We start from the raw sequence: 17241 nt of genomic DNA, 5'->3' as shown, positions 1-17241 counted from the left end.
GCAGCGCACCGGCCGCCGCCACCCCAAGGAGCCCGGGGATGCCCTCCGCAACGCCAGTCCTCTCGCCACAGCGCCGACGGTTCCTGCAGGACACCGCCCGGATGGGCGGCGGCTGCCTGCTGGCGGGAGCCGGGCTTGCCTGGCTCGCGAGCGACGCGCAGGCCCTGCCGGCGCAGGCGCTGCGCCCGCCCGGAGCCCTGCCCGAGAAGGACTTCCTCGCCACCTGCATCCGCTGCGGGCTCTGCGTGACCGACTGCCCCTATGACACGCTCTCGCTGGCGCGGCTCGGCGTCGACGGCCCGGCCACCGGCACGCCCTTCTTCACCGCCCGCGACGTGCCCTGCGAGATGTGCGACGACATCCCCTGCGTCGCCGCCTGCCCCACCGGCGCGCTCGACCCGGCGCTCAAGAACATCGACGACGCGCGCATGGGCACCGCCGTGCTGGTCGACCAGGAGAACTGCCTCAACTTCCTCGGCCTGCGCTGCGACGTCTGCTACCGCGTCTGCCCGGTCATCGACGAGGCCATCACGCTCGAGCTGTCGCACAACGAGCGGTCGGGCCATCACGCGATCTTTGCCCCGACCGTGCACGCCGGGCACTGCACCGGCTGCGGCATCTGCGAGAAGAGCTGCGTGCTGCCCGAGGCCGCCATCAAGGTGCTGCCGGTCCGCCTCGCCCGCGGCGCGCCCGCCGAGCACTACCGCAAGGGCTGGGAAGAGATGGAGCAGAACGGCGGGCCGCTGGTCGAGGGGATCATCGACCTTCCCGACCGCCTGCCGGGGCCGGGAACCGACAACCTCGCCGCCCCCGGGGGCTTCGAGCCCAGCTTCAAACTTCCTGGAGCGGGCGAATGAAGGCGGCGATGCAGCTCCCGGCCGGAGTGGAGGCGACCCGCGTCAAGGGCTGGTGGCTGGCCCCCCGCTTCCTGGTGCTGCGCCGTCTGTCGCAGGGCGTCTTCCTGGTGCTGTTCCTCCTCGGTCCCTGGTTCGGCATCTGGTGGGTCACCGGCACGCTCGCCGGCTCGCGCAGCTTCGGGATCCTGCCGCTGACCGATCCGTTTGTCCTCGCGCAGAGCATGGTGGCGGGGCACTGGCCGGAGCTGACCGCGCTGGTCGGGGCGCTGATCGTGCTGGCGGTCTACGCGCTGATCGGCGGACGGGTCTACTGCTCGTGGGTCTGCCCGATCAACCCGGTCACCGACGCCGCGCACTGGCTCCACGACCGGCTCGGCCTGCACAAGGGCTGGCAGCCCAAGCGCAGCACCCGGCTCTGGCTTCTCGGCACCGTGCTCGCCGTCTCGGCCTTCACCGGGACCATCGCCTGGGAGCTGGTCAACCCGATCACCATGCTGCACCGCGGGCTGGTCTTCGGGATCGGCTTCGCCTGGGCGCTGGTGGTGCTCGTCTTCCTCTTCGATCTGCTCGTCTCGCGGCGCGGCTGGTGCGGCCATCTCTGCCCGGTCGGCGCCTTCTATGGCCTCCTCGGCACGCACAGCCTGCTGCGGGTCTCGGCCACGCGGCGCAGCGCCTGCGACGACTGCATGGACTGTTTCGAGGTCTGTCCCGAGAACCACGTGATCGCCCCGGCGCTGCGCGGCAAGCCGGGCGAGACCCCGCTGATCCTGTCACCCGACTGCACCAATTGCGGACGCTGCATCGACGTCTGCTCGGTCAACGTCTTCGAGTTCACCCACCGCTTCGACCAGCATGTCGAGGCCACGGCCCTGCCCCCCACGGAACAGCCCAAGTCAACTGCCACCTGAGTGACAATAATGGAGAGCGCCCATGAAACTGCCGGTCATCGCGAAGATCGCCGCCTTCGCAACGCCCCTGCTGGTCGCAGGGCTGGTCGTGGCGCAGACGACGGGAGGCATCCAGTCGCTGCGCGGCGTCTCCGTCGATCAGGAACTTGACCCGCCCGAAGTCTACCCGCAGCAGCTGGGCCGCGAGGTGCGGAACTATCGCCAGCAGCCGCCGGTGATCCCCCATTCCATGACCCAGTACCAGATCGACCTGCGCACCAACCAGTGCCTCAGCTGCCACGACTGGAGCAACGCCGGCGACCGCGGCGCCCCGACCCTGTCGATGACCCATTACCTCGACCGCAACGGCAACCAGCTCGACACGGTGGCCGGCACGCGCTGGTTCTGCACCCAGTGCCATGTCCCGCAAGCGGATGCGCCGGCGCTTGTCGGCAACGACTTCGAAGCCTCCAGCGAAATGCGCTGACGCAACGACCGAATGGGAGAGACGACATGCCGGATCACAACGAGCGCGGGCACCGCAACTTCCTGCTTCGGATATGGGACGCCTTCTGGAGCCCCACCGGGATCTTCAGCGCGGGCTTCCTGCTGATCGCGGGATTCCTCGGGGGCATCCTCTTCTGGGGCGGGTTCCACTGGTCGCTGGAACTGACCAACACGGAAGAATTCTGCACCTCCTGCCACTCGATGGAGACCAACCTCGGCGAGTACCGCCAGACCGTGCATTACAACAACCACTCGGGCGTGCGCGCGATCTGCTCGGACTGCCACGTCCCGCACGAGTGGCAGTACAAGATGAAGGCCAAGATCATGGCCGTGAAGGACGTCTACCACGAGGCGATGGGCACCATCGACACCTCGGCGAAATACGAGGCCCGGCGGCTCGAGATGGCGGCCGCGGTCTGGAAGAAGATGAAGGCCACCGACAGCCGCGAATGCCGCAACTGCCACGCCTTCGAGTACATGGACTTCACCATCCAGGAGACGCGCGCCGCGCAGAACCACCAGCGCGCGGTCGACGAGAACATGACCTGCATCGACTGCCACCAGGGCATCGCCCATGACCTCGCCCCGGGCTATCTCGAGGAATACCAGCACGTCGTCGAGACCCTCGCGCAGAGCAAGGCCCCGGACGGCGCGGGCCGCGTCGACGTCGCCTCGATCAAGTCCTACCTGGGCATCTCTGCCGACTAACCGAACGGGCGCCGGGGCCGGCATCGCATGCCGCCGCGCCAGTAAAGCACGGAGACACGAACATGCTGAGCCTGCTTGATCTTCTCGGCACCATCGGTGGCAGCATCCTCGGCCTGCCCGGCATCCTGGGCGTCACGCTCGGAATGATGACTCGGAACTGGATCGTCGCGATGATCCTTGGCGGCGCGATCGGGGTGCTCACGCCGCTCATCCTGGGCGGCCACCACACCGCCCACGTGCCGATCACAACGCTGGAGTACAGCATCTCCACGGTCATCGGCATCATCGCGGGGCTTGTCGGCTGCGCGATCCGCCACAAGGGAGCGAGGGTGTAACCGCCCGCCCTCGCCCGGACCTAGGGCCAGGGATAGGTCGACAGCGGGATGCCCTGCTCGGCCAGTTCCGCCACGATCTCGCGGCGCTTGCGCACCACGTCGGGCACCGGAATGGCACGGCGGCGGGTCACCTCGGCCTCGTCGAAGCGCGGCGCTCCGTCCGACCAGGTCTCGAGGATGTAGTTCACCACCTCGGCGATCTCGGCGTCGGTGAGCGACGCCCCGAGAACCCCCGGGACGTGCATGATGTAGGTGCGACCCTCATCGGTATTGGCGATGTGGCCGACGGAGTCGGGAAACGCGGGAATGCCCCCCGGCAGCGATCCCTGGCCATCCATGCGGTGACAGCCGGCGCAGTGCAGCACGAAGGTCGCCCTCGGCGACATCTCCTGCGCGCCGAGCGGGCCGCCCGCGGCGATGGTAAGGGCCGCTGCCATGAGTATCTTGCGCATGTTCCTGTCCTCCGTCGGCTCTTGCTCAGCTGCCCGGCCGCATGGCGCGCAGGTCGGCGTGCCCGGGGGCGGCCTCCCGCGCGGCGGTGACGTCCTCGGCGGTGACTTCGGCGGTCTGGCCGCCGAACTCCTGCAGCACGTAGGTCGCGACCGCGGCCAGCTCCTCGGGCGAGGCGTCGTGCATCGGCGGCATCAGAAGGCCCGCGTAGAGCTGGCCGTCGATGGTCAGCGTGCCGCTGAGGCCGCTGGCCATGACGCCCGAGATGTAGGGCACCGCCTGGTCACCGAGCCCGGCCCAGAAGTCCGGCCGCGCCAGCGGCGGCGCGAAGCCCGGGGTGCCGAGCCCGCCCTCGGCGTGGCAGGCCGAGCAGGTCGTGTTGTAGAGCTCGGCCCCGTCGAGGTCCTGTGCCGCGACCAGCCCGGGGGCCAGCGCCGCGACCGCCGCGAGGGGCAGCAGGGATTTCAGCGTCCGGACCATGGTCATTCCGCCTGCCCGACGACGATGGACACCGTGCAGTGGTAGCCCTGGTTCTTGTTCGCCATGCACCAGTTGATGTCGTTGTAGAGACCCATGCGGTAGCCCGGGCGCTCGCCCTTCGAGTTGTAGCAGAAGGTCGTCGACAGCACCGCCGGCTTGCCGCAGCAGTCGTTGTACGAGACGAGGTAGTCCTTGCCGTCCTCGGGGTTGTTGCAGGTGCCGATCCAGGACACCGACGAGGCCTCGGAGCCCGGCGGGCAGGAGGTCACCGAGCCGCCCGCTTCCTCGCAGAGGAAGCCGTCGATGGCGCAGTGGCGCCAGTAGGAGCAGGCGTCCCCGGGCTCGTTGCCGGCCGCGTTGGCGCGGCGGTCGAAGGGCAGCACCGGGGTGAGCGCGGCGGCGCCCAGCAGGCTCGCGCCGGCCTGGGCGAGGAAGCTGCGGCGGCCGTTGCGGCGGGCCGCGGTCCGGGCTCCGGACTCGAAGGACTTGTCGAGGCGGGCGAGAAGATCGCTGATCAGTCTGGCCATGATGTGTCTCCTTGTTGGGGGATGTTCTTTTCGCGTCAGGCCTGGGCGGCGGCCTGCTGCATTGCGGCTTGCAGCGTCGGGATGCCGCTTTCCTTGGCGGTGAAGAGGCTTTCCAGCTGCTCGCGCGAGTTGATCAGCCCCTTCGACACGATGGTGTCGTCCGCGCCGATGAGCACGGCGAAGGGCAGTTTCGCGACCTTGAAGGTCTGGCCGAGCTCGGCCGAGAGGACATAGGGGAAGTCCTGCAGCCCCTCCTTCTCGATCATCCGGCGGTGCGGGTCGGGACGGCCGTCCGAGGCCAGCACCACGTCCAGCCAGCCCGCCTCGTCGCGGCGGATCGAGCGCAGCGCCGGGATCAGCGCCTTGCAGATCGGGCAGGTGGTCGACAGGAAGAACACCAGCTGCGCCCGGTCCGCGGAGCCGCCCAGCGTGAGCGCGGCGCCGTCGAGCGCGGTCAGCGCCAGCGAAGGCACCTTGGCGCCGATGTCGGGACCGCTGTCCGAGATCATTGCGCCGACCGGCGTGACGCGCTCGAAGAGGATGCCGATCTGCCGCGTCAGGGCGAGGATGATGCCAAGCTCGACAAGCACCAGCACCCAGAGCGCGATATTCGAAAATGCAAGAAGTTCCATGGGTTCGTTCCCTCTCAGGTCTGGCGGCGGATGAACCGCGCGTGCGAGATCAGCGTCTCGGCGATCGTGTAGAGCAGCGTCAGCATGAGCCCGGCGAGGATCCCCAGCGCCGCGCCCCAGGGACCGACGACCTGCAGCGGCGCGGCGGCGATGGCCAGCGCGACAGCGGCAAGCACCGCGTTGCGCGCGACCGTCGCCCCCGACACGATCTGCGGTGCGCCACCGCAGCCGCAGTCGATGCGGGTCTTGCCCCGCGACAGGGCAAGGGCCATGAGCAGCCCGTAGCCGAGGAACAGCCCTGCCGCGGCCAGCCCGCCGATCTGCCGGGTCGCCGGCAGCAGCAGAAGCAGCACGCTGGCCGCCTCTGCCAGGGCCAGCAGGCGCAGCGCCGTCGGCACGAGGGCCTCGGGCAGCACGCCGTAATCCTGGGCAAACCCGACGCTGGGCAGGAACTGGCTGGTCTTGTGCCAGGCGGCCCGGGCGAGGATCACCACCACCAGGACCGTGGCCGCCACCACGCCATGCGCGACAAGGCTGTCCATGCTCAATGATCCAGCGAGATCATGGTGAGGAAGAAGCCGACACCGGGGCGCTCGCCCGCGAAGGCGATGTCCGGCGTCTCGCCCAGCGTCACGTCATAGCGGGTCACCGAGCCGCCGTGGTTCGCGCCGAAGAGCGTCGGGGTCTCGTCCTGGCTGACGCTGATCGTGCCCTCGCCATGCGCCGGGAAGCGGCCCTTGAGGCTCACGTCCGCCATGTCGATCATCCAGATCTCCTCGGCGGGGTTCTTGTGGCTGCCGTCGAAGGGGTTCGAGTGCATCAGCACGAAGGCGGTGTTCGACGCCTTGTGATAGGCGATCACCTCGGATCCGCCCGGCGCCCAGCCCTCGATGTCGCCGAGCAGGGATTTCTTCTCGGCCAGCACCGGGGTCTCGCCGCTGTCGTCGACGAAGTGCAGAACGCCGCCGTAGGAGACCCAGACCAGCTTGTCGCCGACGCGGATCGGGTTGGCGATCAGCGGGTCGGCCGCCGGGTCGAAGATCGTCTCGGAGCGGGCGAAATCGCTGAAGCTGCCGTCGGCCTCGTAGCTGACGCTGGCGATCTTGCCGTCACCGCAGAGCATCGAGAAGCGCTGGCCTTCCAGCGCGGGGTTGATCGTCCAGCAGCCCGGCGAGGGGATCTCGGCGACCGCCTCGCCGCTCTCGAGGTTGATCACTGACACCGACTGCGCCGGGGCGGCGTTCTGGATCAGCAGCAGCTTCTCGTCGGGGCTGAGCTGCATCAGCGTCGGCTGGGTCTCGGCCTGGGCGAGCTTGCCGAGCGGCAGCTCGATCTCGCGGCGCAGCTTCAGCGTCTTGAGATCCCATTCCTCGAGGATCGGGTGCGCGGTGCCGCGCAGGTAGCGCTCCATGTAGATGCCCGCGGTATAGAGCGTGTCGCCCGCCGCGTTCATCTTCATGTTGGCCGCGGTGCCGGTGCCGATGTTGCCCTTCAGCTTCAGCGTCTCGGCATCCAGCACGAAGACGTTGCTCGAGCCGTTCAGCGCGAAGTCGATGACAAGCGCGTTCGGACCTTCGGGGATGCTCGCCTCGACCGACAGCACCTCGGGCTTGAAGTCCTCGGCCTGCGCCACCGGGGCCAGCAGGGCCGAGACCAGGGCAAGGGCGGTTGTACGCTTGAGCGTCATGTTGTCTTTCTCCGTGTTGGGCAGTGCCGGGAGCACGCCCGGCGCGGATCCGCGTCCGGGGCCGGTCAAGCGGCCCCGGACCCGTGTCATCAGGCGATGATGACCTGGATGTCGGTGTATTCCTGGTAGCCTTCCTTGCCGAACTCGACGCCGAAGCCGGACATCTTGCGGCCGCCGAAGGGCGCGTTGGGCTGGATCATGCCGTGCTTGTTGATCCACACGGTGCCGCACTCCAGCCGCGCCGCGATCCGCTTCGCCGCCTCGATGTCGCTCGACCAGACCGAGCCGCCAAGGCCGTTCGGGTTATCGTTGGCCGCGTCGATCACCGCGTCGAGGTCGGTGTAGCGGATGATCGGCAGCACCGGGCCGAACTGCTCCTCGTCGACCAGCGGATCGCCGTTCTCGAGGTCGGCGATCAGCGTGACGGGGAAGAACAGCCCCTCGCCCGCCGTGCCGCCGGTCAGCACGCGGCCCTTGGCAGCCCCGCTCTCGGCCAGCGCCTTGACCTTGTCAAACTGCATCTGGTTCGCGATCGGGCCCATCACCGAACCCTCGTCGAGCCCCGCGCCCATCGGCACGTTGCGCACGTAATCGGCCAGCGCCTCGCAGACGGCGTCGTAGACGTCGTCATGCACGTAGAGACGCTTCAGCGCGGCGCAGGTCTGGCCCATGTTGATGAAGGCGGACCAGAAGAGGCCCTCGGCGATCGCCTTGGGATCGACGTCGGGCAGCACGATGCCGGCGTCGTTCCCGCCCAGTTCCAGCGTCAGGCGCTTCATCGTGTCGGCGGCGCTGCGCATGACCTTCTGGCCGGTCGGCGTGGAGCCGGTGAAGACGATCTTGCGGATGTCCTCGTGACCCGACATCAGCGCGCCGAGGTTGTCCTCGGTCTCGTCGGCGGTGACCACGTTGACCACGCCCGCGGGCAGGACCTCGTTCATCAGCTCGATGACCCGCAGCGTCGACAGCGGCGTGTAGGGCGAGGGCTTGCTGACCACGGTGTTGCCCGAGCGGACCGCGGGGATGATGTGCCAGATGGCGATCATCACCGGCCAGTTCCAGGGCGTGATCGAGCCGACGACACCCAGCGGGCGGCGGTGCAGCTCGACGCGGCCCTCGGGCGTGTCCTGCAGCACCTCGACCGGCGCCGAGAGCGCGGCGGTGTAGCGCGTCCAGGCGACGGCGCCGCCCATCTCGAAGCGCGAGCCGAGCCCGTTCAGCGGCTTGCCCTGCTCGCGGGTGATCAGCGTGGCGATCTCGTCGGCGTGCTGCTCGAGCTTGTCGGCGATCGCGTTGCAGGCGGCGGCGCGCTCTTCCTCGGAGGTCAGCGACCAGGTCGCGAAGGCGCGCCTGGCGGCGGCCACCGCGGCGTCGAGGTCCTGCGCCGTGCCCTGCGGCGCGTGGCCGACCACCTCGCCGGTGGCGGGATCGGTCACCGCGAAGCTTTTCGGTGCCGCGACGGGCTTGCCGTCGATGATCATCGCGAACGTCGCCGCCGCAGCATCAGTCTTGTCCAGCATGTCTCGCTCCTCGCCCATGCGTGTGATCGGGACAGGGTGCACGTGCCGCACGGCAGAATCTTGGGCTGGCGCGTCACGAGGCATTGGGGTTTTGCGCCAAGCCGGCCGCGCCGGGTGACACAAAAGAGCGTCGCGGGTTTTTCCTTTCGGCAGCCGAGACTTGGCGTTTCGGCGGCGATTTAGCTACACAATTAACGTGAAGTTTCACTTGTTCCGCGCTCTGCAGCCTTTATGAAGGGCTCCGCAGGAGGAAGGGAGGTCCACCATGCAGGCAGCGAAAGAGGCGCATACGTTCAGGGACGCCGCGTCGTTTCAGGCCGGTCTGACCGAGGTCTGCGGCCAGTACCGCATCATCCCGAACGGCTCCGACTTCTCGGCGAGCGCCGCGCTCCGGCGCTGTGGCGGGCTGGAAATGGCGACGGTCTCGCTGGGAAACAGCATCGTCGAGCGCGACCGCGGCGACATCCGCCGGGACCACACCGACCACTTCGTCCTGTCGCTGCAATGCAAGGGCCAGGCGCTGATCTCGCAGGACGACAGCCACGTGCGGCTGCGTGAGGGCGACTATTCCCTCACCGACGCCTGCCAGCCCTCCAGCTTCGTCTTCGACCGCGACCGGGCCGAGCAGATCTGCGTCCACCTCTCGCGCTCGGAGGTCACCGAGCGGTTCGGCGCGACCGCGCGCGGCGGGCTCTGCATCCGCCGCGAGGACGATCTTGCCGTCGCGATGACCGCCCTGCTGCGCCGCGCGATGAACGCCGGCGCGCCCGGCATCGACGAGGCCTTCCTGACGGTGCTCGGCAGCTGGCTGCAGGAGGCGGCGCAGACCGGCTCGTCGCGCCGGGCGGACGCAGGCTGCCTGCTGCGGCGCGCGCTCCAGCTGATCGACGACAACTACCGCGATTGCGACTTCGGCTCCGGCGAGCTGGCGGTCCGGCTGGGTGTGTCGCCGCGCAGCCTGCAGCGCGCCTTTGCCGGGCTGGGCGAGTCCCCGCGCGAGCGCATCCTGCGCCGCAGGCTCGAACGGGCGCGGCTGGAACTGGGGCAGCGCGGCACGCGGACGGTGACCGAGGTGGCGCTGGGGGTCGGGTTCAACGACATCTCGTATTTCTACAGCCGCTTCCGCGACCGCTTCGGCCACGCGCCGGGCCAGACGGCGCATGCCGACGCCTGAGCGCGCCGCCTAGAGCTTGCGCAGCTTGGCGTGAAGCTCGGTCAGAGCGCCGATCATCGCCTGGATTTGCGCCGGATCGGTGTCGGAGAAGAGCGCGGCGTAGAGGCCCTGCGCCTCGACCAGCGCCTCGCGCCGGATGCGGTCGCCCTTCTCGGTCAGGCACACCTCGGTCACCCGCCCGTCGGTCGGGCGCGGCCTCGTGGTCACCAGGTCGTCGCCGATCATCCGCTGGATGACCTTGGTCGTGGTGTTCAGCTTCAGCGCCGAGAACTCCGCGATCTGCGAGACCGACAGGTATTCCTCCTCGTAGAGGCTCATCAGCGCGCGCCAGCGCGGAATGTCGAGGCCGAGCGGCTTGATCCGCCGCTCCAGCGCGATCTCGTAGGCGGCCGCGACCTGGCTGACCCAGAAGAACGGCCAGTTTTTCTTGAAGTCCTTCGGTTTATCGACGGGCGTGTTCACGGTGATCACTCGGCAGTGGCTGACGGGATCCGACTACCCTGTTTTGCCGGGCGAGGAAACGTCAAATTTACCGTATTTCCAGAAGCTTCACGGCGGCCCCCGGACGGGGGCCGCCGTGCCTGGCGCGCGCCTACATCAGCTGCGGCACGAAGAGCACCAGCCCCGGGAAGGCGAGGATGATGGCGATGCGCAGGATATCGACCAGCACGAAGGGCACGAGCCCGCGGAAGATCGTCGCCACCCGCACGTCCCTCACCACCGATTTCAGCACGAAGGCGTTCAGCCCGACGGGCGGAGTGATGTAGCTGAGCTCGGTCACGATCACCACGTAGGTGCCGAACCAGATCAGGTCGTACCCGAGCCCGGCGACGATCGGGTAGAAGATCGGCACCGTCAGGGTGATCATCGACAGCCCCTCGAGCACGCATCCCAGCGCCAGGTAGATCACCGTGATCAGCAGCAGCGTGCCGAGCGGGCTTCCGACCGAGGTCACAAGGTCCTGGATGTCCCGGCTCATGCCCGACATGTTCACGTAGTTCGCGAAGGTCAGCGCGCCGAGCAGGATCAGGAACATGCTCGCCGTGGTCTTGGCGGTCTCGTAGAAGGTCGCCATCAGCGCGCGCATCTCGAGCCGGCCCTGCAGCAGCACCAGCAGGAACGCCCCCCCTGCCCCCATCCCGGCGCTTTCCGTCGGGGTGAAGACGCCGAGGTAGATGCCGCCCATCACGAAGATGAAGAGTCCCAGCGCACCCAGCACGCCCTTGAGCGCGACGAGCCGCTGGCGCAGCGGCAGCCGGGTCTCGGTCTGCATCTCGGCCCCATCGAAGGCGACCGAGACCCGCACCGCCACGGTGTAGAGCACGACGCCGAGGATGCCGGGGACGATGCCCGCGAGGAAGAGCTTGCCGATGTCCTGCTGCGTGAGGATGCCGTAGAAGACGAGGATCACCGACGGCGGGATCAGGATCCCGAGCGTGCCGCCCGCCGCGATGGATGCTGTGGACAGCCGGTCCGGGTAGCGGAACTCGCGCATCGAGGGCATGGCGATCCTGGTCATCGTCGAGGCGGTGGCCAGCGACGAGCCGCAGACCGACGAGAAGCCGCCGCAGGCGACCACCGTGGCCATGGCGAGCCCGCCCTTGCGGTGGCGCAGCCAGGCATGGGCGGCGGCATAGAGATCCCGCGCGATACCCGATTGCACCACGAAGTTCCCCATCAGCAGGAAGAGCGGCAGGATCGACAGGTTGTAGTGCCGGGAGTTGTCGAAGAAGGTCTGCCCCAGCAGCGCCAGCGAGGGCTGCCAGCCGATGATCGACACCGTGCCGACCGTGCCGACGAAGGCCAGCGCAAGGCCGATCGGCGTGCCGATCAGCAGCAGGGCAAAGAGCACGGCAAGGCCGATTTCCCAGTCAGACATCGCGGGCCTCCCCCGGTTTCAGCGCCAGCACCAGCAGGATCGCCGCCGCGCAGAGGCAGAGCAGCGCCGCCAGCCATGCCAGCGGCGCGAGCGGCAGCTTCAGCGTCGGCGTCATGCCGCCGTAGCCGTCGATCTGCGCGCCGATCACCCAGAGCCGCCAGGCGATCACGCCGAGGATCCCCGCCGAGGCGATCTCGACGAGGCGCTCGAGCAGGGTTCGGGCCGCGCCGCGCAGGTGCTCGACGCAGAGGTCGACCCTGATGTGGTCCCGGTCGAGGCTGGCGGCGGGCAGGCCGATGAAGACGACCGTCGCCAGCAGCATCTCGGTGAGTTCCGTCGCGCCGGGCAGCGGCGCGTTCAGCAGGTAGCGGCCCAGCACGTCCGCCACGGTGAGCGCCATCATCGCCAGCAGGAGCACGGCACAGATGAGCGCGAGACAGTGCCGCAAACGCTGTGCGTTTGCGGCTTTTGCAACTGGAGCGCTCATTCCGCGCTCAGGCTTTCGATCTCCCGAAGCAGCATCTGGTAGGCGGCCTCGCCGTCCACCCCGGTCTCGGAGACCAGCGCGATGTTGGCCTCGATCACCGGCGAGAAGGCCTCGCGCAGCGTGTCGAGCTCGGCCTCGGAGGCCTCGTGCACCGCCAGCTTGCCCTCGAGCGCGGCGCGGCCCGCGGCATCGGCCTTGTTCCACATCTCGCCCGCGCGACGGGCCAGCGCCTCGCCGAGCAGCGGCTCGATGGCGGCGCAGTCCTCGTCCGACAGGCTGTTCCACTTGCCTTCGTTCATCACCACCATGAAGGCGGTGTTGTAGATGCCGCCCTTGGCGACGAAGGCGTTGGTGAGCAGGTCGTTGAGGCGGAAGAAGTTCACCGACTCCCAAGGGAAGAAGATGCCGTCGGCGACCTTCTGGCTCAGGAGCTCGTAGGATTTCGACGACGGGCCCTCGACCGGCACCGCGCCCATCAGCTGCGCGAGGTCATGCGCGACCAGGCTGCCGACGCGCATCTTCTGGCCCGAGATGTCCTCGACCCCGGCGATCCCGGAGCTCGAGAAGATCTGGCCCGGGCCGTGGGTGTGCACGGCCATCACCTTCACCCCGGCATATTCCCCGGCCTGCGCCAGCATGGCGTCGTGCACGCGCTGGAAGGCGACCGAGGTCACCACCGCGTCGTCGCCGAGGAAGGGCATCTCGGCAATCGCCGAGGTCTTGAAGCGACCGGGGCTGTAGCCCTGCACGGTGTAGCCGATGTCGACGACGCCGTTCTTGACGAGGTCGTAGGTCGCGGGCGGCGGCCCGAGTGGCGCGGGAAGGATGTTCACCGTCACGCGGCCCTCGGTCACGCGCGCGATGTCCTCGGCCAGCGGCACGATGAGGTCGGTGACCTCCGGGTGCGACGGCGGCAGCCAGCTGTTGAGGGTCAGCACGGTCGCGGCAGAGGCGCTCGAGACCGCGGCGATGGCGAGGGCAGCGGCCCCGGCAAGCAGAGAGGCAATCTGTTTCATGTCAGGTTTCCCGTTGGAGTGAAGATGGCGGAGCGTTTCGCTCTCGTTCTTGGGCGGGCCGCGAGGCGCGGCCCCCGGGGCGCATCACGCGGGCTTCGCGGCCAGGTGATGATAGTCGCGGCTGAAGTAGACGAGCCCCTCGCGGGCCTGCTCGCCAAGGTGCACGGCCTGCACCTCGCAGAAGAGCACCGAGTGCGAGCCCTGCTCGATCACCGAACCGATGCGGCAGTCGAAGGCGACATTGGCGTCGGCAAGCACCGGCGAGCCGGTCTTCAGCACCATCCAGTTGCCCTGCGCGAAGCGGTCGACACCCTCGACGTAGCGGGCAAAGACGTTCGACAGCTGCTGGTGCTGCGCCGCCAGCACGTTGACGCAGAGATGGCCGTTCTGCAGGAACTTGCCGTGCACGAAGGCCTTGCGGTTGACGCAGACCAGCAGCGTCGGCGGCGCGTCGGTGACCGAACAGACCGCCGAGGCGACCAGCGCGTGCCGCCCCGCGGGGCCGTCCGAGGTGATCAGGTTCACCGCCGCGCCCATGCGGCTCATGCCCTCGCGGAAGTCCAGCTGTTCGGGGGTCAGGTCCATGGCGCCCTCTCCTCAGATGTCCAGCACGAGACGGCCGCGGCCGCGCGAGCAGCAGGCGCAGATCTGGTCGCCGTCCTCGCGCTCCTCGTCGGTGAGGAACTCGTCGCGGTGCTCGATCTCGCCCTCGAGGACGTCGGTCACGCAGGTGCCGCAGACCCCCTCCTCGCACTTGACCTCGATCTTCACGCCGTGCCGGGCGAGCACCTTGGCGATGGTCTCGTCCTCGCCGATGGTCACGGTGAGGCCCGAGCGCCGCGCCTCGACCTCGAAGCTGTTGCCGGTGAGATCCACATCCGCCGAGAAATACTCGCGGTGCACGTTGGCGGTCGCGTGGCCCGCCGCCTCGGTCGTGCCGATCACCCAGTCCATGAAGCCCTGCGGGCCGCAGACGTAGATGTGCACGCCCGCGGCGGGCGCGGGCACGTCGCGCGCCAGATCGAGCTTCTGCTCGGGCGCTTGGTCGTCGAAGTGGAAGCGGACCTTGTCGGCGAAGGGGGCCGCGCGCAGGTCGTCGTGGAAGGCGGTCACCTCCGCCGAGCGGGTGCAGTAGTGCAGCACGAAATCCCGCTCCAGCGCGTGCAGCCGCCGCGCCATCGCGATCATCGGCGTGACCCCGATGCCGCCGCCGAGCAGCACCGAGAAGCTCGCCTCCTCGGCCAGCGGGAAATGGTTGCGCGGCCCCTCGACCTTCAGCGTCGCGCCGGGCACGGCGGCCGCATGCACCGCGACCGAGCCGCCGCGCGAGTTCGGGTCCTTCAGCACGCCGATCTCGTAATGGCCGCGCTCCGCCGGGTCCGAGCAGAGCGAGTACTGCCGCCAGAGGTCGAGCTCGGGCAGGTAGAGATCGAGATGCGCCCCGGCGGTGAACCCGGCAAGCGGTGCGCCGTCCGCCGGCACGAGGCGGATGCGGGCGATGTCGCCGCGGTCGTCGAGCCGCTCGCTGACGGTCAGCGTCATGGACTGTGCCATGGGAAGATCCTTCATCGCACGTAGAGCCCGCCGTTCACGTCCCAGCAGGCGCCGGTCACGAAGCCCGCCGCGGGCGAGGCCAGCATCACCACCATCTGCGCCACGAACTCGGCATCGCCGAGCTTGCCGACGGGGATGTTGGCCCGCATCGCGTCAATGTTCTCGCCCAGCACGGCACGCACCATCGGCGTGTCCATCGGTCCCGGGGCAATCGCGTTGCAGGTGACGCCGAAACCCGCGAGGTCGCGCGCGAAGACCTTGGTCAGGGTCAGGATCGCGCCCTTCGAGGCGGCGTAATGCGCCCCGGTCGCGGTGCCGCCGTTCTGCCCCGCCAGAGAGGCGAGGTTGACGATCCGCCCGTAGCCGCGCGCCTTGAAGTGCCGGCCGAAGATCTGGCTTCCGGCGAAGGTGCCGCCGGCGTTGGTCGCCATGATCTCGTTGAAGGTCGCCGGGTCGATGTCGAGCAGCGGCGCGACCTCGGTGCGGGCGGCGTTGTTCACCAGCACCTCGACCGAGCCGTAGCGCTCGACGCACTGGTCGAGCACGTACTGGAAATCCCCGGGTTTCGAGACGTCGAGCGTTGCGGTCATCGCCATCTCGCCCGCGAGGTCGAGCTCGGAGGCCAGCTTCGTGGCCTCCTCCCCCGGATCGCGGTCGGCGATGATCACCCGGTAGCCCGCGGCGTGAAGCGCGCGGACCGCCGTGGCCCCGAAACCGCGTGCGCCACCGGTGACGACCGCGGTCTGGACCTTCTCGGGAAGCGGGGCCGCCATCAGAAGAGATAGCTGAACGAGTTCAGCATCCCGTCGGAGTTCAGCAGCTTGACGATCTTGCGGTGCAGCTTGAAGCCGCGCTCGCCCCGCCGCAGCGTGTAGAAGGCGTTGCCCGCCCACTGCCGCTGGCGGCCGAACTTGTCCTCGATCACGTGCTCGGCGGCGCGGACATGGATCTCGTCGCCCTCGATGCGGTCGATGACGATGCGGCTGATGGTGCGCACGGTCAGCGCCGGCGGCGCCGAGGAGATCGAGAAGCCCGCCTGGAAGCGCCCGACCCGGTCGCGCCGCATCTTGGCGTTGTCGTAGCAGAGGTTCACCTGGTTGGCGTAATCCTCGCCGTCGCCCATCGGCATGATGTAGAGACCGTCCTCGGTCCAGAGGTCGAGCCATTCGTCATAGCGCTTGCCGTCGAGAATGTCGGCCTCGGTCCACAGGAACTCGGTGACCTCGTGCAGCAGCGCCGGGGTCTCGATCTTGCTCATCTCAGTCATTGGACATCATCCGTTTCCACATCTCGTATGCCGCCCGCATACCGGTCTCGGCGCTGATATGGCCACGCGGCCCCATCACGCCGGGCACCTCGTCCACCAGCCCGCGGTTCACCAGGATCGGCAGCTCCTCGCCGCCCTTGGTGCCGCGCTGGACGCGCTCCCAGACTTCGGCATCGTCCGGCGAGCCGAAGCCCATCGGCCCCTGGAAGTGCTCGTGCAGACGGATGCGCGCCTGGTTGGCCGCCTGCGGCCCGCCCTCCATGCCGAGGGCGATGTGGCGGATCTCGGTCTGCTCGACCGATTTCGGCGTCAGCACCCGCAGGAACGAGAGCGAGAAGGACACGTTGGGGAAGAGGTTGAGGTTGAAGCCCGCCCCGCCGACCGCGCGGACGATCTTGCGCACCTGCGCCTCGTCGTAGCCCTCGGCGCGGATCTCGGCGGCGAGTTCCTCGAAACGGTCCTCGATCGGGTCGTCGAGGTGGTCGTCGAGGTCCTCGCGCTCGGGCATCATCATCATGATCGAGTGACCGTTGCCGAGGTCCTCGACCCAGCCCTTGCCCTTGTCGAGGAAGTCGAAGAGGTCGGTCGTCTGCGCGTCCAGCGTCTGCATGAAGGACTTGTGGACGATCGGGAAGTGATAGGCGTCGGTGGTGTTCTCGAGCTGCACCTTCCAGTTCATCGGAACCGCGAACTGGTGCTCGCCCAGCACCTTCACCGGGAAGCCGCCGCCCTGCTTCATGAAGAGGTCGATGTAGCGGCAGACCTCGGGGCCGAGGAAGTCGACCAGCGGCTCGGCATCCTCGTTGAAGGTCGCAAAGACCATGCCGTTGTAGGCCTCGGTGCGCAGCTTCAGCAGGCCGTGCTGGGCCTTGTCGAAGTCGTCGCCGTACTGCTCGGGATAGGGCAGCGCGCGCAGCGAGCCGTCGAGGCCGTAGCCCCAGCCGTGGTAGGGGCACTGGAAGGACGAGGTCTTGCCCTTCTTCACCTCGCAGACCGTCGCCGCGCGGTGGCGGCAGCGGTTGACCATGACGTGGATCGCGCCCTTGCGGTCGCGCACCACGATCACCGGCTCGAGCCCGACATGCGACAGGCGGAACGATCCCTTGTCGGGGAATTCGCTCTCATGCGCGACCCAGACCCAGGTCTTCTTGAAGATCTTCTCCATCTCCTCGGCGAAGAGACCCGGATCCTCGTACATCTGCGTCGCGACCTTGGCGTCGGTGCTGTAGAGCGCGTCGAGATCGCTGAATTTGGCTGTGTCCAAAGACATCGTG

The 17241-nt window shown here is 68.5% G+C and carries 22 protein-coding genes; 6 read left to right on the top strand and 16 right to left on the bottom strand.

Going from position 1 to position 17241, the window contains the following annotated elements; genetic code table 11:
• The first annotated feature begins 38 nt into the window (after positions 1–38).
• From napG to PVT71_RS22925, 5 genes are all read left to right on the top strand, one after another.
• On the top strand, positions 39–857 hold the full coding sequence (napG, locus tag PVT71_RS22945) for a ferredoxin-type protein NapG (RefSeq protein WP_353475836.1): 819 nt from the start codon (positions 39–41) through the stop codon (positions 855–857).
• The gene (gene napH / locus PVT71_RS22940) at positions 854–1765 is read left to right on the top strand and encodes a quinol dehydrogenase ferredoxin subunit NapH (RefSeq protein WP_353475835.1); all 912 of its coding nucleotides are present in this window, start codon (positions 854–856) and stop codon (positions 1763–1765) included. The genes napG and napH overlap by 4 nt, the downstream gene beginning before the upstream one ends.
• 22 nt (positions 1766–1787) lie before the next feature.
• The gene (locus PVT71_RS22935) at positions 1788–2231 is read left to right on the top strand and encodes a nitrate reductase cytochrome c-type subunit (RefSeq protein ID WP_353475834.1); all 444 of its coding nucleotides are present in this window, start codon (positions 1788–1790) and stop codon (positions 2229–2231) included.
• 26 nt (positions 2232–2257) lie between these two features.
• A complete protein-coding gene (locus PVT71_RS22930) occupies positions 2258–2959 on the top strand; it encodes a NapC/NirT family cytochrome c (RefSeq protein WP_353475833.1) in 702 nt (233 codons plus the stop codon).
• Between the two features lie 62 nt (positions 2960–3021).
• Positions 3022–3294 (top strand): hypothetical protein, encoded by a 273-nt coding sequence (locus tag PVT71_RS22925; RefSeq protein ID WP_353475832.1) that lies wholly within the window; start codon positions 3022–3024, stop codon positions 3292–3294.
• Between the two features lie 20 nt (positions 3295–3314).
• Here PVT71_RS22925 and PVT71_RS22920 read toward each other — a convergent pair whose 3' ends face one another.
• The 7 genes from PVT71_RS22920 to PVT71_RS22890 form a co-directional block, all read right to left on the bottom strand.
• Positions 3315–3746, bottom strand: coding sequence for a cytochrome c (locus tag PVT71_RS22920; protein ID WP_353475831.1), 432 nt, complete (start codon positions 3744–3746; stop codon positions 3315–3317).
• Between the two features lie 25 nt (positions 3747–3771).
• Positions 3772–4230: a cytochrome c gene (locus PVT71_RS22915; protein ID WP_353475830.1), complete on the bottom strand. Its 459-nt coding sequence runs from the start codon at positions 4228–4230 to the stop codon at positions 3772–3774.
• Positions 4227–4751, bottom strand: a complete 525-nt coding sequence (locus PVT71_RS22910; RefSeq protein WP_353475829.1) for a methylamine dehydrogenase light chain — start codon at positions 4749–4751, stop codon at positions 4227–4229. The genes PVT71_RS22915 and PVT71_RS22910 overlap by 4 nt, the downstream gene beginning before the upstream one ends.
• A 35-nt stretch (positions 4752–4786) precedes the next feature.
• Positions 4787–5383, bottom strand: coding sequence for a redoxin family protein (locus PVT71_RS22905; protein ID WP_353475828.1), 597 nt, complete (start codon positions 5381–5383; stop codon positions 4787–4789).
• A gap of 14 nt (positions 5384–5397) precedes the next feature.
• On the bottom strand, positions 5398–5925 hold the full coding sequence (locus PVT71_RS22900; RefSeq protein WP_353475827.1) for a MauE/DoxX family redox-associated membrane protein: 528 nt from the start codon (positions 5923–5925) through the stop codon (positions 5398–5400).
• Positions 5926–5927: 2 nt separating this feature from the next.
• A complete protein-coding gene (locus PVT71_RS22895) occupies positions 5928–7070 on the bottom strand; it encodes an amine dehydrogenase large subunit (protein WP_353475826.1) in 1143 nt (380 codons plus the stop codon).
• A gap of 89 nt (positions 7071–7159) precedes the next feature.
• Complete coding sequence (locus tag PVT71_RS22890; RefSeq protein ID WP_353475825.1) at positions 7160–8590, bottom strand: aldehyde dehydrogenase family protein; 1431 nt, start codon at positions 8588–8590, stop codon at positions 7160–7162.
• Between the two features lie 265 nt (positions 8591–8855).
• Here PVT71_RS22890 and PVT71_RS22885 point away from each other — a divergent pair, with 265 nt between their 5' ends.
• A complete protein-coding gene (locus tag PVT71_RS22885) occupies positions 8856–9764 on the top strand; it encodes a helix-turn-helix domain-containing protein (RefSeq protein ID WP_353475824.1) in 909 nt (302 codons plus the stop codon).
• Positions 9765–9773: 9 nt separating this feature from the next.
• Here PVT71_RS22885 and PVT71_RS22880 read toward each other — a convergent pair whose 3' ends face one another.
• The 9 genes from PVT71_RS22880 to PVT71_RS22840 form a co-directional block, all read right to left on the bottom strand.
• Positions 9774–10226: a MarR family transcriptional regulator gene (locus tag PVT71_RS22880; RefSeq protein WP_353475823.1), complete on the bottom strand. Its 453-nt coding sequence runs from the start codon at positions 10224–10226 to the stop codon at positions 9774–9776.
• A 130-nt stretch (positions 10227–10356) separates the two neighbouring features.
• Complete coding sequence (locus PVT71_RS22875) at positions 10357–11643, bottom strand: TRAP transporter large permease (RefSeq protein WP_353475822.1); 1287 nt, start codon at positions 11641–11643, stop codon at positions 10357–10359.
• Positions 11636–12091, bottom strand: coding sequence for a TRAP transporter small permease (locus PVT71_RS22870; RefSeq protein WP_353475821.1), 456 nt, complete (start codon positions 12089–12091; stop codon positions 11636–11638). Before PVT71_RS22870 ends, PVT71_RS22875 begins: the two co-directional genes overlap by 8 nt.
• A 35-nt stretch (positions 12092–12126) precedes the next feature.
• On the bottom strand, positions 12127–13146 hold the full coding sequence (locus tag PVT71_RS22865) for a TRAP transporter substrate-binding protein (RefSeq protein WP_353475820.1): 1020 nt from the start codon (positions 13144–13146) through the stop codon (positions 12127–12129).
• A gap of 84 nt (positions 13147–13230) precedes the next feature.
• Entirely contained in the window at positions 13231–13731 is a 501-nt protein-coding gene (locus tag PVT71_RS22860; RefSeq protein WP_353475819.1) for a flavin reductase, read from the bottom strand.
• 12 nt (positions 13732–13743) lie between these two features.
• Positions 13744–14700 (bottom strand): PDR/VanB family oxidoreductase, encoded by a 957-nt coding sequence (locus PVT71_RS22855; protein ID WP_353475818.1) that lies wholly within the window; start codon positions 14698–14700, stop codon positions 13744–13746.
• Positions 14701–14711: 11 nt separating this feature from the next.
• The gene (locus PVT71_RS22850) at positions 14712–15473 is read right to left on the bottom strand and encodes an SDR family oxidoreductase (protein WP_353475817.1); all 762 of its coding nucleotides are present in this window, start codon (positions 15471–15473) and stop codon (positions 14712–14714) included.
• On the bottom strand, positions 15473–15967 hold the full coding sequence (locus PVT71_RS22845) for an aromatic-ring-hydroxylating dioxygenase subunit beta (protein WP_353475816.1): 495 nt from the start codon (positions 15965–15967) through the stop codon (positions 15473–15475). Before PVT71_RS22845 ends, PVT71_RS22850 begins: the two co-directional genes overlap by 1 nt.
• Positions 15960–17237, bottom strand: coding sequence for an aromatic ring-hydroxylating dioxygenase subunit alpha (locus PVT71_RS22840; protein WP_353475815.1), 1278 nt, complete (start codon positions 17235–17237; stop codon positions 15960–15962). Before PVT71_RS22840 ends, PVT71_RS22845 begins: the two co-directional genes overlap by 8 nt.
• Positions 17238–17241 lie beyond the last annotated feature (4 nt).

The sequence above is a fragment of the Salipiger sp. H15 genome (assembly GCF_040409955.1).
Classification (GTDB): Bacteria; Pseudomonadota; Alphaproteobacteria; order Rhodobacterales; family Rhodobacteraceae; genus Salipiger.
This window is presented reverse-complemented; position numbering and strand designations above follow the sequence as displayed.